The organism is Vibrio cholerae ATCC 14035, from assembly GCF_000621645.1.
Classification (GTDB): Bacteria; Pseudomonadota; Gammaproteobacteria; order Enterobacterales; family Vibrionaceae; genus Vibrio; species Vibrio cholerae.
The window spans coordinates 1-18,769 of record NZ_JHXR01000016.1 but is presented as its reverse complement, the minus strand read 5'-3'; the positions used below and the strand labels follow the sequence as shown (position 1 = coordinate 18,769).

The window sequence follows — 18,769 nt, the reverse complement described above, 5'->3', positions numbered from 1 at the left end:
CATGAGTATCAATACATTAAATAACCCTCTGTCTGTGCTGGAAGTGGAACGCTATGCGTTGACGCCTTACACCCAAGCGCACGCGATCACGCCGCATCTGCTGGATGAGCCTGCCAAGAAAAACCGTAAGGTGAAAAGTTCGATCCGCGAAGCGATTGTCGATCTTGGCTTAAAAGATGGCATGACCATCTCTTTCCACCATGCATTTCGTGGCGGCGATAAAACCGTCAATCTGGTGATGGAGGAGATTGCTGAATTGGGGATTAAAAACCTCACGCTCGCCTCAAGCTCGCTCACCTCTTGTCATTCGCCTTTGATTGAACACATCAAAAACGGCGTGGTGAGCAAGATTTACACCTCAGGGATCCGCGGAGCGCTGGCCGACAGCATTTCTAACGGCCTGCTTGATGAGCCAGTGCATATTCATTCGCACGGTGGTCGTGTACATCTAATCCAAAGTGGTGAGCTGTACATCGACATGGCGTTTATTGGCGTGCCTTGTTGCGATGAGTTTGGTAACGCCAACGGTTTTAAAGGTAAATCCAATTGTGGCTCACTCGGCTATGCCAAAGTTGATGCCGAGCATGCTGAAAAAGTGGTGATGCTGACCGAAGCGATCGTCGGTTTCCCGAATTTCCCTGCATCGATTACTCAAGATCGTGTTGATGCGGTGGTACAAGTAGCCGAAGTGGGCGACCCAAGCAAAATCGGTGGGGATGCCACGCGCATGACCACCAACCCACGCGAGCTGTTGATTGCCAAACGCGCTGCGGAAGTCATTGAGCATTCTGGCTATTTCTATGATGGTTTTTCAATGCAGACTGGTTCGGGCGGTGCATCGCTCGCGGTTGCGCGCTTTTTGAAAGAGAAGATGCTGCGCCAAGACATCCGTGCTTCTTTCGCTCTCGGTGGTATCACCGCAACCATGGTCGATATGCATGAGCAGGGGCTGATTGATTACTTGCTCGATGTGCAGTGTTTCGATTCGGTGGCGGCGGGCTCGTTAGCGCGCAATCCGCATCATCTCGAAATCTCTGCTAACGAATACGCCAACCCAAGCTCGAAAGGGGCGGCGGTGGATAGGCTGGATGTGGTTATCTTGAGTGCGCTGGAGATTGATACCCAGTTTAACGTTAACGTGATCACCGGCTCTGATGGGGTAATTCGCGGTGCATCCGGCGGCCACTGCGACACGGCGGCTGCGGCAAACTTATCGATTATTGTGGCGCCTTTGGTGCGTGGCCGCATTCCGACCTTGGTCGAGAAGGTCACTAACGTCATCACCCCAGGATCCACCATTGATGTGTTGGTGACGGATCAAGGTATCGCGGTAAACCCGAATCGTCCCGAACTGAAAGCACGTTTCATCGAGGCGCAACTGCCCGTTGTCGAGATTGAAGCGTTGCAACAGCGTGCCGAGTTGCTGACGGGCAAACCCCAGCCGTTGCAATTTGAAGACAAAACCGTTGCCTTTGTTCACTACCGTGACGGTTCGATCATTGATGTTATCAAACAGGTAAAAAGCCTATGAGTCACCATCCGGATCTTTCAGTCAGTCTGGACCAGCTCCTTCTGCGTAAAGAAGTGCGGGTTCGGCAACAAGGTGAGTGGCTAAAGCGCCATTCACTGCCTCTGGTTTCTTTCACGGTTAACATGCCGGGCGCGTTTAAGCTCAACGCTGCCAGCCAAACCGTGATGGATGCAGGTATGCGTGCCATTCAAGAGCTCTGTCAGAAAACGGGCTGGCGGCAAGTGGCTTGTCAGTTGTTGGTGGAAAAAACCGGACCGGAAGCCTTTGTGGTAATTCAGGCTCCATCGGCCAGCATGTTGAAAAAAGCCATGATGAAGATTGAACGCGAGCACCCGCTGGGGCGACTGATGGATCTGGATGTAATTGATGTCGATGGACATATTATTTCGCGCCAAGGTGCGCAGTTGCCAAGACGGCGCTGCCTGCTGTGTGAACGCGATGCGGTGATCTGTGCTCGCTCACGGCGGCACAGTGTCGAAGCTTTGCTGGCAAAAATTGAGGAGATGACGCATGACTATTCCTGCTGCGCTTGATCTGCTGCTTGAACTGCCTAGCCAAGCGTCTTCCTCTTCAGGTTCAAGGACCTTCAGCTTGCCCCGCTTAGTGGGGCATCTGGCCTACCATGCCATGATGTTGGAGGTGCATCTCACCCCTAAACCGGGTTTGGTGGATACCGCCAATAATGGCGCGCATCGCGATATGGATCTCAACACTTTTATCGCCAGCGCCGAGGCGATCGCGCCTTATCTGCACTCTTTTGTCAGTGCTGGTTGGGAGAGTGCGGGAAATCCGGCAGCTCAGTTACTGAGCGCCTTACGCCCGATAGGCATAGAAGCTGAGCAAGCCATGTTTGCGGCCACACAAGGGGTGAATACCCACAAAGGGATGATTTTCATCTTGGGGCTTATTTGCGGCTCGGTGGGGTGGCTTAAAGCCAATCAACTCAAAATCGATGCGCAGCATATAGGTGAAACCATTCGCCAAGCGTGCCAGTTTTTGGTTATCGATGAGCTAAAAGCCAAGCGTGATTGTGAACCTGAAACCGCAGGCGAGCGCATTTATCGCCAGTATGGTTTGACTGGCGCACGCGGTGAAGCTGCTTCAGGCCTTGCGATGGTGATGCAACATGCGCTGCCAGCCTACCAAGCCTGTTTAACCAAAGGAGCCAGCACCGAGCAAGCCTTGTGGCATACCTTATTGGTGTTGATGGCCAACAATAACGACAGCAATCTTGTTTCACGGGGTGGATTAGCAGGGCTGCATTTTGTGCAAGAACAAGCGCAGCAACTGCTCGCCAAAGGTGGCTTTTTATATCAAGAAATCGAACAAGCTCTTACCGCGCTCGATAGCGTGCTGATTGAAAAACACTTAAGCCCCGGCGGCAGCGCCGATTTATTGGCCGCCACTTGGCTTATTTACGAATTGGTGCAGTTATTTAAAGTGCGTCACTAAGCTTACCGGTTATTCCATTTTTCATACTGCCCTGCCTCGACAGCAGGGCTTTTTATTGCATTTTTCTTAAATCACGCAGTTATGATTGTCTGAATATCCCCTTCCTATTTGAAGCTGCAGCGGTGTTGGCTACGTTCGTTCACCCCAATCACATCGTTTATCTATACTCATGGGGATGAACTCACTTGCCGCCTACCTGCAACTCCAAGTAGTTTGGGTATAACAGGGCTTAATGCCAGAATTATTAGTAGAACTGATTACGGATTAAAAATATTCCATATACTTATGATACGAGCTTTTCTATCCTGCCTGCCAAGCAAAAGACCTAGAGAGTAAGCGAGGAAAAATGTCAGGAATCAAAAGCTTAGAACTGTTGTTGCAATCCATGTCGCCAGAGCTGATGGCGGGAGATTACGTGTTCTGCACAGTCAATGGGGCATTGAGTGACTATTTATCTTTAGAGCCTATCGCCACTTTTCGTGAGCCAGAAGGGTTGACGTTAGTGTTGGAGGCTGAAAAGGCGCAGCAAGCAGGGCTGGAGAGCAGCGCGTTGTTTAGTTTGATCACCTTAACCGTGCATTCCAGTTTGGAAGCCGTCGGGTTAACCGCCGCGTTTGCCACTAAGCTTGCTGAGCATGGCATTAGCGCCAATGTGATTGCAGGTTATTACCACGACCATATTTTCGTGCAAAAAGAGAAAGCGCAGCAGGCATTACAAGCATTAGGCGAGTTTGCTCAAGCCTAGCGCTTGGCAATCGAAAGCTGCCATTGTGTTGGTTTGATGGCTTCCCCTACGCGCCCCTTTAGCTCGTAGGGGCTTTGCACTATAATTCGCCGGCATTTATCTCGGACAGCACCATGATTTCGAAAACCCAACTCAAATTGATTCGCGCTTTAGGGCAGAAGAAACAGCGCAAAGCGCACGGCTTATTTCTGGTTCAGGGCGAGAAAAACGTCCTAGAGCTGACCAACAGCACGCTGAAAGTACAACACATTTTTGCGACCGCCGAGTTTCTCGCCGAGCACGCACAAGCCTTAGCCGGTTTCGAGTGTATTGAAGCAACCTTGGATGATTTAACCAAAGTCAGCACCTTGGTGAGCAACAACGCCGCGATTGCGGTGGTGGCGATCCCACACATCGAGGTGCCTAAAGCACAAGGGTTGATGATTGCGTTGGATGGCGTTTCCGACCCCGGTAACTTGGGCACCATTATTCGTGTCGCGGATTGGTATGGCATTTCGCACATCATCGCCAGCCAAGATTGCGCCGACCCGTATAACCCGAAAACCATCAGCGCCACGATGGGCAGCTTTGGCCGCGTGCAAGTTAGCCAAGTGGATTTACCCGACTACTTAGCCAAGGCGAATTTGCCAGTGTACGGTGCATTTTTGGAAGGGGTGAGCGTGCATCAAACCGCTTTTCAAGCCGAAGGCATTTTGCTGATGGGCAGTGAATCTCACGGTATTCGCGAGCAAGCGGCGCAGTACGTGACGGATAAGATCACCATTCCGGCCTTTGGCGGCGCAGAGTCACTCAATGTCGCGATGGCAACGGGGATCATTCTCGACAATATTCGCCGTCAGCATAGTTAATCCATTTACCTAAAACGAATTTACCTAAAACGAACATACCTAAAACCAAAAAGCGTCGGACTGTCCGACGCTTTTTTCATCTCTAGGCTTTTTTCTTAAGGCGCTGTGGTCTTAAAGTAATGCGGTCTTAAGGCATTTCGGTCTTAAGGGATTGCACGCTCAAGCTCGCGGCTGGGTTTTATTTCTCCAGCATATCCAGTTTGTTTGGCACGCCATCCCACTTTGCGGCGTCTTCCATCGCCGGCTTCACTTCAGTCAGATTTGGCCAATGCTCCGCCAACTCAGCGTTGAGTTCGATAAAAATCCGTTGGTCACCCACCAATTCGTCTTCCTGAAAAATGGCTTGCGCGGTACATTCCGGCACACACAGCCCACAGTCGATGCACTCAATCGGGTTGATCACCATAAAGTTCGGCCCTTCATGGAACGCATCCGCGGGGCATACCGCCACACAGTCGGTGTATTTACATTGGATACAGTTATCGGTGACGACAAAAGCCATGACAATTCGCTCTATCTAGTTAGCCGTTTCGCACACCTAAAGTGTACGCAAAAATCAAGAACGGGGATGATACTGCGCCGCCGCTAAAATTCAACCCAAGCCGTTTCGATGGTGGGCGTTTCCTGCCCGAATCTTAAGACAAAGCTTTTAATATGACAGTGGAGGCGAATTCTCGTAAAATGCGCGCCATTGTGAGCCGCCACGCCAGTGGTGAGGCTAAGACACCCATGACCCACGAGACATCCCATGATACGTTTAACTGAACTTAAGCTGCCTCTCAACCATGAGGAAGGCGCGCTGCTTGATGCCATTGCTGCCAAGTTGAAAATTCCTGCTCAGCAAGTCCTCTCTTTCACTCTGTTTAGACGTGGCTACGATGCTCGTAAAAAAAGCGATATCCAACTGATTTACACCGTTGATGTGGAAGTGGCGAACCCAGAAAAACTGCTCGCCAAGTTCAGCAAAGATCAGCATGTGCGCCCAACGCCGGATATGTCCTACAAATTTGTCGCCAAAGCACCTGAGAACCTACCTGAGCGTCCACTGGTGATCGGTTTTGGTCCTTGTGGCCTGTTTGCTGGCTTAGTGCTGGCGCAAATGGGGTTTAACCCGATCATCGTTGAGCGCGGCAAAGAGGTGCGTGAGCGTACCAAAGATACCTTCGGCTTTTGGCGTAAGCGTACTCTGAATACCGAATCTAACGTGCAGTTTGGTGAAGGCGGTGCCGGTACGTTTTCGGATGGAAAACTGTACAGCCAAGTGAAAGATCCCAACTTCTACGGCCGCAAAGTGATCACCGAATTTGTCGAAGCGGGCGCGCCAGAAGAAATTTTGTATGTGAGTAAGCCGCACATCGGTACCTTTAAACTGGTGACCATGATTGAAAAAATGCGCGCGAAAATCATCGAACTGGGCGGCGAAATTCGCTTTAGCACCCGCGTTGACGATATCCACATGCAAGATGGCCAAATCACCGGCGTGATACTCTCCAACGGCGAAGAGATCCAATCTCGTCACGTGGTGCTCGCGGTCGGCCACAGTGCGCGTGATACCTTTGAGATGCTGCATGCGCGTGGTGTGTACATGGAAGCCAAGCCTTTCTCGGTCGGTTTTCGTATTGAGCACAAGCAATCCATGATTGATGAAGCGCGTTTTGGACCCAGTGCGGGTCACCCGATTCTAGGCGCCGCGGATTACAAACTGGTACACCATTGTAAAAACGGCCGCACCGTGTACAGCTTCTGTATGTGTCCGGGCGGTACAGTGGTGGCAGCAACGTCTGAAGAAGGGCGCGTTGTCACCAACGGCATGAGCCAATATTCGCGTGCTGAGCGTAACGCCAACAGCGCGATTGTAGTGGGCATTTCGCCTGAGCAAGATTACCCAGGCGATCCGCTGGCGGGCATTCGTCTGCAACGTGAACTGGAAACCAACGCCTATAAACTGGGCGGTGAAACTTACGATGCGCCCGCGCAGAAAATCGGTGATTTCCTGAAAGGCCGTAACCCAAGTGAACTGGGCGATGTACAGCCTTCTTTCACTCCGGGAATCAAGCTTACCGACCTTTCCAAAGCGCTGCCTGCCTTTGCGGTAGAAGCGATTCGTGAAGCGATCCCTGAGTTTGATCGTCAAATCAAAGGCTTTGCTTCTGAAGATGGCTTGCTGACTGGTGTGGAAACGCGTACTTCATCTCCGGTGTGCATCAAGCGCGGCAAAGATTTCCAAAGCATCAACCTCAAAGGCTTCTACCCAGCCGGTGAAGGCGCGGGTTATGCGGGCGGTATTTTGTCAGCAGGGATTGACGGCATTAAAGTCGCGGAAGCGGTCGCACGTGACATGATGGCGAGATTCGCAGGCGAGTAAGACTTGCAATAAAACCAAAGGGCTCAGTTGAGCCCTTTGTTGATCTTGATGGTTCGATGCGAAGCGATTACTTGCTACGCAGAAAATCTTCCATCTTATGGCCTGTGATGCTGGAAAGGCTTCTAAACAGATAGAACAGCGCGCCCATCATCAAAATCGTCACCGGCAGTGAAATCACCGGAAAGCTCAGCGCCGTCATTTTACCGATCTCTTCGTTAAAGGCTTCCGTACCCGCAGGGCTTTTGACAATCCACTTTGCCAAGCCATAGTTGAGCACGGCTGAAACAAAAAACGAGAACGCAATCAGATAAGAGCTGACATTCACCCGACGCTCAAACTCTGCCTTCTTCTCTGGCGTGCTTAACGCGCTGTGCAGCTTGTCGTGATCGACAATATCTTCATTGAGCAGCATTTTACGCACTAGCGGATACCCAATCAGATTACTGACCACCAGAATCACAAAAATCAGCCCCGGAATCGCCGCTTCTTTAATGGCTATATAAGCAGGGTCGAGTTGCAGCAAGCCAATGCCACCGGTGAGCAACACGCTAATCATGCCGAGCGCTGAGTAAAAATTGACTTTGCGCTCTTGAATAAAGCTGTAAACCCCAAACAGCAGGGGAAAGGCTAACGCGGCCACCAATGCCCACGTTGGGCCAAGGTTATCTTCACCGCTCATTTTGCTCAAAATCACCACTGGAATAACAATGTTGATCAGAACATTACTGAGTAAGCTTTGGTTGGATTTCATACAAACAACTTCCTAGTGATTGAGCGCCCAGTATACGAATGAAGCGGTTTGACTCAAGCCCATTGATGGCGGCTCGTTGGGTTAATTGTAAGCAGGTGTTGGGCAGTAAAGCTAAAAATTGCATAGAGTGACTTGAACCATCGGGATTCGATAGGCAAAGTGCAATTCATCTTGAGCTATCTCTACTCTAGAAAGCCAAACAACTTTGAAATGGAACTGCCCATGCCTAGCCACTCCTCGTTTTTAGATATTTCAGCGCTGTTTGAACAGTGTGAACAGAGTTCACTACTGAAAGGTGCACAACTCGCGAAAAGTGGCTCGGTACGCAAGCTCACCATCACTGGGCATACCGTCAACGCAGAAGTGAAAGGCTCTCAACTTTATCGCGTACAACTTACTGGCGGTCAAGCTTCCTCTAGCCGCTGCACTTGCCCTGCGGCGGGCCATCAAGCCGTATGCAAGCACGCCGTGGCTGTTGCCCTCTGCTTACTCGATCAGCAATCACAGAATGAAGACGGTGAACGTGAGCAGATCCGCCGTTATCTAAGCACATTAAGCGAAGAGGCGAGGCTCGAGATGTTACTTGATTATCTCGAGCGAGATAAGTCGGTTTGGCAAGCCTTACTGGCGAAAGAACAACCCAAAGATCAGAGCCTCAGTTATAACGAGCTGAAGAAAAAAATTACCCAAGCGCTCCCTCGTAAACAGCTTTGGGATTGGGGGGACGTGAGCGATTACTTTGCACAGGCCGAAGAGCAGCTCGACTGGGTATTTGATGTTGCGATGCAACTTGCAACCGATCAGCAGTGGAAACTGATCCAGCACACAGTCACTCGTTTGAACAGCGTGTTAGAGCAGATTGATGACTCCAACGGTGAACGTTTTGGAGTCGAAGCGCTGATCAATGTTCAGATGCCGATGATTTTGAACCGATTGGAGTGGAGTGAGGAAGAGAAAGCGCAGTGGATGTTTGAGCGCATGACCCACCATGAGTTTGATGTGTATCCCTCAATTGAAACCGACTTCGCGATCGTTTGGCGCAGCAACCCAACATTTTTACACTTGTGTCGCAAAGCCATTGAGAACACACCACTAAACCGTGAAAACGCGTGGGATCTCAAAACGTGGGCCGCACCACTACTGGCCATGGCAGCGGATTGGCATGAAGTTATCGCCATTAAGCAAAAAATCGCGTGGCGCTGCGATGATTTTCTGGACATAGTGCAGCTCTACCTTGAGCACCAAGAGCCACATCAAGCGGAATTCTGGTTAGCTAAAGCCAAAAAGCACGCGACCCCTTATGAAAAGCAGCAGTGCGAGCAACTGCAGGTCAACCTCTACCTCTGTTTGGGGCAAATGACTCAAGCGTGGCAGTTGGCGAACCGACTTTTCACTGAGAATCCCTCCTTTGATAGTTACCAAAAGCTGAGTGCGTTCAAAACCACACACCAAATTGAAGATGCGGAGTTTTTAGCGCGTATCGAACAGAGCTTGATCGCCTGCTATCAACCCGCTGATGCACGAGGATTTATCAGCCGCAACAGTAGTGATGTGGTCGAATTTTATATCGAGCAGCAAGCGTGGAAAAAAGCCTGTGATTGGGTAGCCAATCGAGCCACCGAAAGTCAGGTACTACTCAGGTTGGCCGATCACATTATTGCCAACCAACCTCAGATCTCGTTGCAGTACTACCTTCGCGTGGCGCGCGCTTCAATTGAACAAACCAGCAACCAAGGTTATCAAAATGCGATTCACCATCTACAACGTATCGAGCGTTTATTAGCCAAAAATCCCACCGTGTTGGCCGATTTTTATCTCGAAATCACCGCTCTGGCAGAAGCCTACAAACGTAAGCGAAATATGCATAACTTATTGAAAAAACACTATCCCAAGCAGGTTTAGTGGTTCTCTTCTGGTTGCTATTATACCCAAACAACTTGGAGTGCAGGTAGGCGGCAAGTAAGTGAATCCTCATGAGCATAGGCAAACTATGTGACTGGGGTGAACGAGCGTAGCCAACACCGCTGCAGCTTCAAGTAGGAAGGGTATAAACAAAATAAATATTAAGTTTGGCATTATATTTTTCTGGATGATTGAATATGAATAGAGCACATGGGTTTTTCCTCTTTTTACTCTCAATTCCTACCGCCATCATTTCAGCTTTGACTTTTGAACAACAAGGTGGATTCATTATTGGTGGATGGTTTGTAATAGCTCTTGCGCTCTCTGGAATGGGTGCAATTAAACAATTTATAAAAGAGCGCAATAACCAATATGGAATCACAACTGGTGTCGTGGTCGGATTTGAAGTAACTGTTAAATACAATAGAAATATCGAGGAGCGTTTTAGAAAGAAAAAATTTCTCAATCCTCAGGTTGAATATACTTGGAATGGTCAGGTTTACACTCAATCATTATTAGTAACTTACGATGCTACTTTACATCGTATTGTTGGTAAGAAACTAGGAGAGAAAGTTGTTTTGCGTGTTCCATTAAATGAACCTCAAAACGCAAGAGAGAATACATTTATTTCCAAGTATATCTATCTAATAATTAGTGTCTGTGCTGGTTTTCTTTCTTTGTTAATATTGTTTTTGTTGGCTTTCTAGTATGAACCACACTAAATAATATCAACATAATACGCCATGCCCTGTTGATTAAGCAGGGCACTATTTTATATCAATCATGAAATATACACTATGCTGTTTTTTCTAATGATTGATATTCATACTCTACTTTATGACCACATTCGCAACTTACAGTATAAGTGTTTTTATCTTTTGATACATGGGTTTTTCTATTCCCACATTTTATGCAAGCTACGTTCATTGATGTGTTCTTATTACAATCTTTACAGGTGACATAATATCCAAATTTCCCATATTTTGGTGAGGTGTTATTACTTGAACACTCCTTACATATAAACCAAGGATTTGAGATGTTTATTTTTTTTCTGTTTGATGTGTAATGTTATCTGGTTTATTGAACTTATTAGTGAATTTTTTATCTTCGATTAACGGGTTCTTGTGTGCTTCAATTAAGAAGTTTTTAATATTTTGAAGCTCATTATCACTAAATGTTGGATTTGGTTTTAAGATACTCGATCTACTAGCTATTATTTCTTCCACTCGATTAGCAATTTGTTCTGATTTAATAATCATTGGTGATATTTTTGATGGGATGTTGTCTCTATCGATGATTGCATCATTCGAAGCCGCGCAAAGAGTGTCCCAGCATCGGCCGCCAAAATAGCCTTGAAGCATTAATATCTTTTCTAGTAACTGTTCTGCATTATCATTTAATAATGCTTTCAATAGTTTGGTTTGCATTTCTGCTTGGGTGATAGGAGATGGCATGCCGACCCATTTTCCACGAACCGTTCTTTGCCATTCTAGCTGTTTGTTAATTTGAACAGTACCCTTGATGGATTTTGATTCAATAATAACAAACCCTTTTTTATAAACAACAAGGTGGTCTATTTGTGCGATTTCACCTTTATGCTCAATACGTAAATCATTATAAATGAAGATGCTCTCATTTTCGGAAAAATGACGTCTCAAATAGAATGCGACATCATTTTCTACTTGATTGCCTAAGTCTTGTTTGAAATTACTAGTTTTAATATGTGTTTTTTCTTTTACTATCATAACTACCTAGCCTTTTTTTTACATATTGTTATTTAAAATTTATATATTTGAATTATGCCTTATTCATCGTCATCGAGTCTGTGATTGCTGACTATTATTTTTTATCACAGCTTTTAACCGTGCGAACGTTTTCATTGCATCGGTTGCTGGCATATTTGGATAACTTGGATTTTGTGCTTGTAGTTCATACTGGTTTGGTGCGATTTTACGTACTACCCGCAGTAAGTACTGGTTATCCCCCGTTTCATCTTGAGTTTCTATAGCCATGGTGAGGTTTGATATAGAGCCAGCACTGCTTGGTGTCACCCACTCAAGCAATAATAAGTCACCATCTTGAATAGGATTTTTACCGCCATTCATTGAGTTACCAGAGGCTGGCGAGACAAAATGCCGTGTGGGATCAAGTAATCCATAGCCATCAGGAACAAAATAAGTCTGTACTTCTCGCTCTGAACCGCGCTTAAAATGGCCACAGGCAATTTTGAGCTCTGGATAGAATGGGATAGGTGTTCCTATCGTTTTTTGTTCAGGTATTAATGAAATGACAGCAGCTTTGCTCTTAGCCTTAATAAGATTTTCTTTATGTTGCTTGGGTCGCTGAGCATATTCCGCCAAACGCAGATCAACCAATTCTTGTATACAATCGTGTAACCGTTCTAGATCTTGCTCTCGGATATCAAAGTTAGCGACGAAGCGTTGTTGGCTATCGATGGAAAACCAAGTGGCCTGTTTCGTTGCTTTGTTCGTAAAGGCCTTAATAGGGTTGTTCCGCCAATAGTTAAGCCAATCTTTATCTGCTGCTTTAAATTGTTTGGCATTTTCAGTTAGGTCTTCAGCCATGAGGTCTGGTCTGCGTGCGATAACAGTGTAACTGCATTCAGCCAATGTGGCTAAGGTCGGCGGAGTTCTTAATCCATCCAGTTCGAGTAAGGCCTCAAGTAGAATTGCTTTGAAAGATTTACTCATGCTGGTGCTTTCAATGCCATGCAGAAGAAAATCACCATAGCGTGTAACAATCTCAGCCAACTCGGGATCATTTTCTTGGCTCGCAACCAAATGAAACCAGCTTTGCGCTTGTTTACGCACTTTACTTATTTCAATTCCATGATAGAAAAACTCACTAGCAGTTGGTCTATGTGCGAGCTGGTGTGCAAGTTGCTGATACTCATCTTGCACTGAGAAACGCATTTTCCGGGTTAATTGCTGCCAAAAGTTGAGCAAAGTGATATCAAAAGTGACATGGCATCCGTCAGGTAATGCTTGTTGTTGGTGTTTGGCTAAGGCGTCTTTTAAATGACTCACATTGTAGAGTGTGGTTGGACGATTTAAGAACGAGTCATGATTACCAATAAAATCAATAACAACCAGTTTACTTTTTTGAGTTTCAATGCTTCGACGCAATCCCCGTCCCAACTGCTGTAAAAAGAGAATTTTAGACTCCGTTGGACGAAGCATCAAAATGGTATCAATAGCGGGCAGATCGGTACCTTCATTAAAAAGATCGACGGAGAAAAGGATGTCTATTTTTCCTGAATCTAGCCACTGTAAGGCTTGGTTACGTCGAACCTTTGAATCACTGTAAACCGCAATCGCTTTTATGCCTTTACTCAGACAAAACTCAGCCATGAAGTCTGCGTGTTTTTTAGAAACACAAAAAGCCAGTGTGCGGGTTTGTTTTTTCTGGTGCCAATGCTGGTAAACGTGTTCGGCACGGCGTTGAGTTGCTAGGGCATTATCGAGTGAGTCTGGGTCGAATTTACCGTTACGCCATGGGATTTCTTGGTAGTTCACGGCTTGGTCGTAGATACCGTGATAGTCAAAAGGAACCAGAATTTTCTCATCAATTCCATGAACAAGGTTACGTTCAAAGACTAAATTACTGTCGCAAAGCGAGAGAATATCCGCTTGATCTGAACGTTCCGGTGTTGCGGTTAGGCCGAGGAGAAATTTAGGCTTAAAATAGGTGAGTAAGTTTCGGTAACTTCTCGCTGCCGCGTGATGAAATTCATCCACCACAATGTAATCAAAGTGATCCGCTGCAAAGCGTTGCAGGTGATTTTGTTTACCTATGGTTGCCACGGAAGCAAACAGCAGCATCGCTTGTGTATTTTGCGTTACACCGTTGTAGAGACCCGTTTTTGCATTGGGAATAAGCTGACAGAAGGTTTTTTCCGCTTGCAGAAGAATTTCTTCTCTATGCGCAACGAACAAGACTTTTGTCGACTGAGTTTGTAGAGCATCAAATGCTGCTAACCACGTTTTGCCCATGCCCGTAGCTAGCACGACTAATCCACGAGAAAATCCTTGGGCTCTAGTGGCGTTCAATGCGGTTAACGCCTCTACTTGAACTGCATTCGGCGCTGGCGGTTCTGACTGTTCATCTTGGCTATCGGCCAGTATGGGCATGCCGTGCTGCTTTTTCGCTTGTTGATAGCGTTCAAGGTAATGATCAATCCAAGTATGCGTTAAATCTTTACTATTTGTGTGGTTGAAAATGGAAGCAAACTGTTGACGAATATGGAGAAACTCAAGGGCAGCAGCACTGGTTTCAGGTGGTTCAAAGTCGTGACGTAGAGCCCATTCATGGCTGTCTAATAACGCTGTTTTGCTGATGTTGTTGGAACCAATCCAAGCGCAACCTTCAAGTATTTCTCCCTGTTCACATCGGACAAAAATGTACGATTTCATATGAAAGCTGTGCTGACCACATTCAAATACACGACACTGAGCGCCGCGTTCTGTTAGCAACATTAGGCGTCGCAGCGCAACAGGATGAGTAATCGAGAGATAATCTGATGTTAGGAGTTTTACCTGAGCACCACTTTGCACAGCATCAAACAGAGGATCAAACAGTAAATCCAGACCGGATGGCTGAATGAATGAGACTGAAATTTCAATTTCAGTCGCGTGATTAATGGCTTGGACAAGTCTTGGTAGGAGCGGATCGTTTGCACCACCAGAAGAGAGCTTATGACCTGAATACAGAAAACTTTGTCTATCACTCATCACTTAACGCTTAATTAATATGGCATTGAGCCATTGTTCATGTTCACGCCCTGCTCTGAGATCTTGTGTCACCCAAAGCTTGTCGATGGCTAGCGGTGAAGAGGTGAGTAATTGATTTAAAAGGACTTCATTACAGTTGGTGAAGCGACGCCCATCTCTCTCTACCTCGTCCTGACCATATTTAAATGAGCAGTAAAAAGCACCGCCACACTTGAGCATTTTTGCTAAGTGAGCAAACGTCTCCGGTAACGATTCTCTCGTGACATGCAGTAGGGAAGCACAAGCCCAAATTCCGTCATAGCGTTTACTAGAGGTAAAGTTCTCGAAGGTAGTCACAGTGACAGATTGATTGAGTAGTTCTTCAGCCAAAGCCGCTAAAGGTGCACTGGCATCAAAAGCATCGATCTGATAGCCCATATCTAGAAATCGTTTACTATCTCGTCCTGAGCCGCACCCTGCATCTAACACTAATCCACCTTGAGGTAAGTAAGGTACAAACTGGTCAAGTAGGGAAGTGGAATCGACTTCGACAGTGGAAGAGAAAAACTGCTGTGCATTTTGATTGTAAAATTCTACAGACATTGGCGTGAGCTCCTCCTGAATTGGATGCAGAGTGTAACTTCCTCATCCTCATTGCTCAATGAGTTGCAATGTAACTGTGAGCTACTTTGTGAAATCGAGGATGTACGGCTTGTCGGTTCAAGATGCTCTCCTCGTAAGCTCAAGCGGCCTTGGGCAAGTCGGGGTCAGTTAGAAGATGGCATCATGGTTTAAATAGTAGGGAGCATCGGTGGTTTCAATTCTTGAGCGTCTACAAGTTAATTCGCTTTACCTCAGCGTTTTTGACTTCCGTAGCGGATAGCGGTTTTGTCTGTCACGGCATGTTTAGGAACCATAAATTAGGAGCCCAAAAGGAACTGAACCCGTGTCCATGTATTCCTAAATCATTTAAAAATGCTAGCTTGTTATAGCAATTTAATCTAAATAAATAGAGCTGATACGGAGCAATTTACCCATCCTCACCATCCATTAAGAGCGATTTTAACGCATCGGGGGAAGAAGGCAGCAGCCCGATTTTTAAGCTAAATGGTTTGAATACCTTGTTGAGAATCTCTGTATTGTAGCTGCCCCGATCATTCTCTATGTCTGAGAGTGTTTTTCTTGAGACATCGACAAGTCTTGCGAATACATCCTGTTTGAGTCCCAGTATATTAATGCGTAGACTTTTCAGCGCTTGGCCCTGTGTTAGCTCTCCAAGCAATAAGTGTTTGATGATTTTGTTTGCCTCGGTTTTGCGCTCTGCTGCACTTACTGCTTTGGCGTTTTTTGAGGCTTTCGATCTCGTTGGAGTATCGAGTGGTGTTTGCTCTTTGCTCGAATGAGTTGCATTCTTCCCAACCTTGGACTGCTGTTGATTTCGGTTTTCTCTTAGACGAGCTACCGTATCTTGTACGGACTCTTTATTGCTTGGCTTCATAGTAGCCCCCATTTAGTGAGCTTTTCTGATAAATAATTAAGTCCAACGGCCGGCATCTCCAAGATTTGTTCTGGTACTCCTCGTAAAGCGAGTCTCTGCTTTAGGCCTACGCATTTACTTGCAGTAATTGCTAGCTCTTTTAATAACATTTCCTTTGGCACCAGATCAGATAAGGTGTCTGCAATGCCGACAAAGTCGTAAGTTCCGCCAACCTCTAGTGGGGCTTTCCATTTTGTTGTTCTTGGAATTCCTGCAGGATCGGCTTTCATTGGTGCGAAATCGTAAATGGGAGCAAGCTTTATGACTCCATCACCCTTTAAGAATGAAGTATTTCTGCCATGGTTATCACTATTACCAAACAAGATGTTGAGTAGATCTCTCTTCACCCATTCAATAACGAAAGCTTGGGTATCAAACCTATACCCTTGGTGTTTAACCATATTACTTTCAGTAATTTTTTCTATGAGAGTTCGGATTGTTGTTTCGTGATCAAGAGTGACTCCAGCGCCTTTGTTCAAAATGGAATACACTGATTCCATGCCAAATCGCTCTATTTGTTGATCAATAATTTGAACATCAAATCGAGGAAGCCATAAGGAAGGGTAGTTTAATCCTTCCTCCAAGCGCATACCGTCGGTGGAGATCGTTTCAACTCCCATTTCAGTTAGCTCGTGGTAGAAGTAGAACTCAGCTCTTAGAATATTACAGTCGATGGTGCTTCTTGAGCCTCTAGGGTACTTTACTAAGTAATGTAAGTCGTGGCTGCTATTGTCATCTTGGTATGGATCAATCCATATTTTTTCGCTGCCAGATCCATGATCGAAACCACATCGGAGGATCAGTTTTGGCGCTTCACCTCCAGCCCCTGTTGCACCACCTGCGGCTGCCCCTCTTTGCTGTGCATAGTCGAGGAAATCACCTGCTCGATTTTTAACATCATCAACAGAGAAGTAGAGGTTGTCTGCGACTTCGTAGCGTTCAGGAAGGGAGTCTTTTATTCTTAAGTTACCAATAGGCGACATCGTGCCAAATTTGAGCAAAACATAGTCTTGTTCATCAGAACTAAGATCTTCAATATCTAGGTGTTTGACCCAGTATCGTCTACTAGCGCCACTAGGCATAATATCGTCTAGAAACTTTAACCATCCAGGCTTACCCATGTCATCAAAAATGAATGAGACAGGGTGGTTTAGTGAAACAGCGTGAAAGTCATCTTTATCGTAATGTTCTAGCGCATAGTCGCTGAGGTAGTTGAGTTCAGTCACTCGAAAATTATGTTGGCTACTTTTAGGGAATGAGATGATACCAATATCTATCCATTCACCTCTGATAAAAGCTTGTACGGTTAGCTCTTCCATCGACAACACCTCTACTTATCAATGAGTAAAAATTTACTCTTAAAGCCATTTTCTTTCAAGTTGTGAGTAAAAAATTACTCATTAATGTATGTGGATACTATTTATGAGTAAATTATTACTCATGAGTTGTAAGTCAAAATTTGTTGATGAGCAGGATGGATTGTTTTAGCTATGTAAAGCTGCGATAGGGAGCTGGGCGTTAATTGTTTGTTCAGTGATGCAGGTTGTTCGTAATAAATGAACAGTTGCCTTAAATGAACAAAGTGAATCTTGATGAGACGCTCTGAACCACTTAAAGCCAAATAGGATAAGAGTTTAGAAAAGAAAACGGGACGTCCTGAGACGTCCCGTTACTAGTGATTGGTGGGCTGGGGTAAGTTGATCTTGTTTTTTAACTTATTGTTTATATTTAAATTGTATTGATTTGATTTTTAATGGTGTACCTTTTAGTGTACCCATAAATTGTTGCTACTTACCCAATGGCACTTCTGTCTCATTTATTTTTTAAGTTTTTATCCATGCTTATAGGCCCTGATAAAGCAGTAGCGTGAATGACTTAAAGTGTGTGATTCATAGACATCCTTTCAACTATACTGGGTGTCTATGGACAGAGAAATCCAACAAAGACTACAGTGGGTAAAAATGTATGAGGAATGTGGTGATGCAGGCCTCGTATGTCGACGCTGTGGTATTTCCAGACCAACATTACGAAAGTGGGCTAAGCGATATAAGCAATGTGGAATCGCTGGTCTGGAAAGCCAGAGCAGACGCCCTCATTCATCTCCAGATACCAAACTCACTGATGAGCTAAGAGCATTGATCCTTACGATGCGTGACAAACGCAATTTAGGGGCGCGACGTTTACAAACGGAATTAATCCGACTTCACAAAATACACCTAAGCACAGCGACACTCCATAAAGTTTTATCCGAAGCATCAGTCAAACCCATCGTAACTTACCGACGCAAAAAAGATTTCCAAAGATATGAGCGCCCAATTCCTGGTGATAGAGTCCAGATGGACACGTGTAAAATAGCGCCTGGAATTTACCAGTATACAGCTATTGATGATTGCTCTCGCTATCGGGTTCTAAGGTGCTACTCTCGGCGCACAGCAGCAAATACAGTCGACTTTATCGATTGTGTCGTGGAAGAGATGCCATTTCCTATCCAGCGTATTCAGACGGACAGAGGGCGTGAATTCTTTGCTGAAAAAGTCCAGAAACAACTCATGATTTATGGGATCAAGTTTCGCCCAAATAAGCCTGGCTCACCTCACTTGAATGGCAAAGTGGAACGCTCGCAGAAAACAGATAAAAGTGAGTTCTATCCGACCATAGATGTCTCTGTGGGGCTGCAAGAACTGGATCTGCTACTAGCTGAATGGCAACACTACTACAACTGGGAACGGCCCCACAGCTCGTTAAATGGGCTAACCCCGATAGACAGGATTACTGAGATATCTGATCAAACTCCTTTGTCTGAAGAGGTATCTCAGAACTACCAGATCAAGAAAGAGCGGTTTCAAGAGCAAAATTACAAGCTCGATCTTCAGCTAAGAAAATTGAAACCATCTCTATGAATCACACA

General features: G+C 45.9%; 16 protein-coding genes. 9 read left to right on the top strand and 7 right to left on the bottom strand.

The annotated features are described in order from the left end of the window. The first annotated feature begins 1 nt into the window (after window position 1). The 5 genes from citF to T411_RS0110140 all read left to right on the top strand — a co-directional run bounded on the left by citF (window position 2) and on the right by T411_RS0110140 (window position 4,576). On the top strand, window positions 2-1,531 hold the full coding sequence (citF, locus tag T411_RS0110160) for a citrate lyase subunit alpha (RefSeq protein ID WP_000026587.1): 1,530 nt from the start codon (window positions 2-4) through the stop codon (window positions 1,529-1,531). Further along, on the top strand, window positions 1,528-2,064 hold the full coding sequence (gene citX / locus T411_RS0110155; protein ID WP_000018079.1) for a citrate lyase holo-[acyl-carrier protein] synthase: 537 nt from the start codon (window positions 1,528-1,530) through the stop codon (window positions 2,062-2,064). Before citF ends, citX begins: the two co-directional genes overlap by 4 nt. Next, a complete protein-coding gene (gene citG, locus T411_RS0110150; protein WP_000154857.1) occupies window positions 2,042-2,983 on the top strand; it encodes a triphosphoribosyl-dephospho-CoA synthase CitG in 942 nt (313 codons plus the stop codon). Before citX ends, citG begins: the two co-directional genes overlap by 23 nt. 346 nt (window positions 2,984-3,329) lie before the next feature. Next, complete coding sequence (locus tag T411_RS0110145; RefSeq protein WP_000014298.1) at window positions 3,330-3,728, top strand: ACT domain-containing protein; 399 nt, start codon at window positions 3,330-3,332, stop codon at window positions 3,726-3,728. A 113-nt stretch (window positions 3,729-3,841) separates the two neighbouring features. Continuing rightward, complete coding sequence (locus tag T411_RS0110140) at window positions 3,842-4,576, top strand: RNA methyltransferase (protein ID WP_000624132.1); 735 nt, start codon at window positions 3,842-3,844, stop codon at window positions 4,574-4,576. A 178-nt stretch (window positions 4,577-4,754) separates the two neighbouring features. Here T411_RS0110140 and fdxA read toward each other — a convergent pair whose 3' ends face one another. Further along, window positions 4,755-5,078, bottom strand: a complete 324-nt coding sequence (fdxA, locus tag T411_RS0110135) for a ferredoxin FdxA (RefSeq protein WP_000896327.1) — start codon at window positions 5,076-5,078, stop codon at window positions 4,755-4,757. Between the two features lie 246 nt (window positions 5,079-5,324). Between fdxA and T411_RS0110130 the strand changes: the two genes are divergently transcribed. Then, complete coding sequence (locus T411_RS0110130; RefSeq protein WP_000620446.1) at window positions 5,325-6,941, top strand: NAD(P)/FAD-dependent oxidoreductase; 1,617 nt, start codon at window positions 5,325-5,327, stop codon at window positions 6,939-6,941. 67 nt (window positions 6,942-7,008) lie between these two features. Here the strand turns inward: T411_RS0110130 and T411_RS0110125 are convergent, their stop codons facing one another. Then, the gene (locus T411_RS0110125; protein WP_000841479.1) at window positions 7,009-7,692 is read right to left on the bottom strand and encodes a VC0807 family protein; all 684 of its coding nucleotides are present in this window, start codon (window positions 7,690-7,692) and stop codon (window positions 7,009-7,011) included. A gap of 222 nt (window positions 7,693-7,914) precedes the next feature. Between T411_RS0110125 and T411_RS0110120 the strand changes: the two genes are divergently transcribed. Both T411_RS0110120 and T411_RS0110115 read left to right on the top strand, forming a co-directional pair. Further along, a complete protein-coding gene (locus T411_RS0110120; RefSeq protein ID WP_001139117.1) occupies window positions 7,915-9,594 on the top strand; it encodes an SWIM zinc finger family protein in 1,680 nt (559 codons plus the stop codon). Window positions 9,595-9,791: 197 nt separating this feature from the next. After that, window positions 9,792-10,301: a hypothetical protein gene (locus T411_RS0110115; RefSeq protein WP_001077909.1), complete on the top strand. Its 510-nt coding sequence runs from the start codon at window positions 9,792-9,794 to the stop codon at window positions 10,299-10,301. Between the two features lie 333 nt (window positions 10,302-10,634). Here T411_RS0110115 and T411_RS0110110 read toward each other — a convergent pair whose 3' ends face one another. The 5 genes from T411_RS0110110 to T411_RS0110090 all read right to left on the bottom strand — a co-directional run bounded on the left by T411_RS0110110 (window position 10,635) and on the right by T411_RS0110090 (window position 17,180). Beyond that, window positions 10,635-11,339 (bottom strand): nuclease-related domain-containing protein, encoded by a 705-nt coding sequence (locus tag T411_RS0110110; protein ID WP_001880605.1) that lies wholly within the window; start codon window positions 11,337-11,339, stop codon window positions 10,635-10,637. Window positions 11,340-11,408: 69 nt separating this feature from the next. Continuing rightward, window positions 11,409-14,345, bottom strand: a complete 2,937-nt coding sequence (locus T411_RS0110105) for a DEAD/DEAH box helicase (RefSeq protein WP_001283873.1) — start codon at window positions 14,343-14,345, stop codon at window positions 11,409-11,411. 3 nt (window positions 14,346-14,348) lie between these two features. After that, window positions 14,349-14,927, bottom strand: a complete 579-nt coding sequence (locus T411_RS0110100; RefSeq protein ID WP_000109982.1) for a class I SAM-dependent methyltransferase — start codon at window positions 14,925-14,927, stop codon at window positions 14,349-14,351. A gap of 427 nt (window positions 14,928-15,354) precedes the next feature. Next, the gene (locus tag T411_RS0110095; RefSeq protein ID WP_000804849.1) at window positions 15,355-15,822 is read right to left on the bottom strand and encodes a helix-turn-helix transcriptional regulator; all 468 of its coding nucleotides are present in this window, start codon (window positions 15,820-15,822) and stop codon (window positions 15,355-15,357) included. Continuing rightward, the gene (locus tag T411_RS0110090; RefSeq protein ID WP_000392003.1) at window positions 15,819-17,180 is read right to left on the bottom strand and encodes a type II toxin-antitoxin system HipA family toxin; all 1,362 of its coding nucleotides are present in this window, start codon (window positions 17,178-17,180) and stop codon (window positions 15,819-15,821) included. The genes T411_RS0110095 and T411_RS0110090 overlap by 4 nt, the downstream gene beginning before the upstream one ends. Before the next feature lie 603 nt (window positions 17,181-17,783). Here T411_RS0110090 and T411_RS0110085 point away from each other — a divergent pair. Beyond that, on the top strand, window positions 17,784-18,761 hold the full coding sequence (locus tag T411_RS0110085) for an IS481-like element ISVch1 family transposase (RefSeq protein ID WP_001889101.1): 978 nt from the start codon (window positions 17,784-17,786) through the stop codon (window positions 18,759-18,761). Window positions 18,762-18,769: the final 8 nt, after the last annotated feature.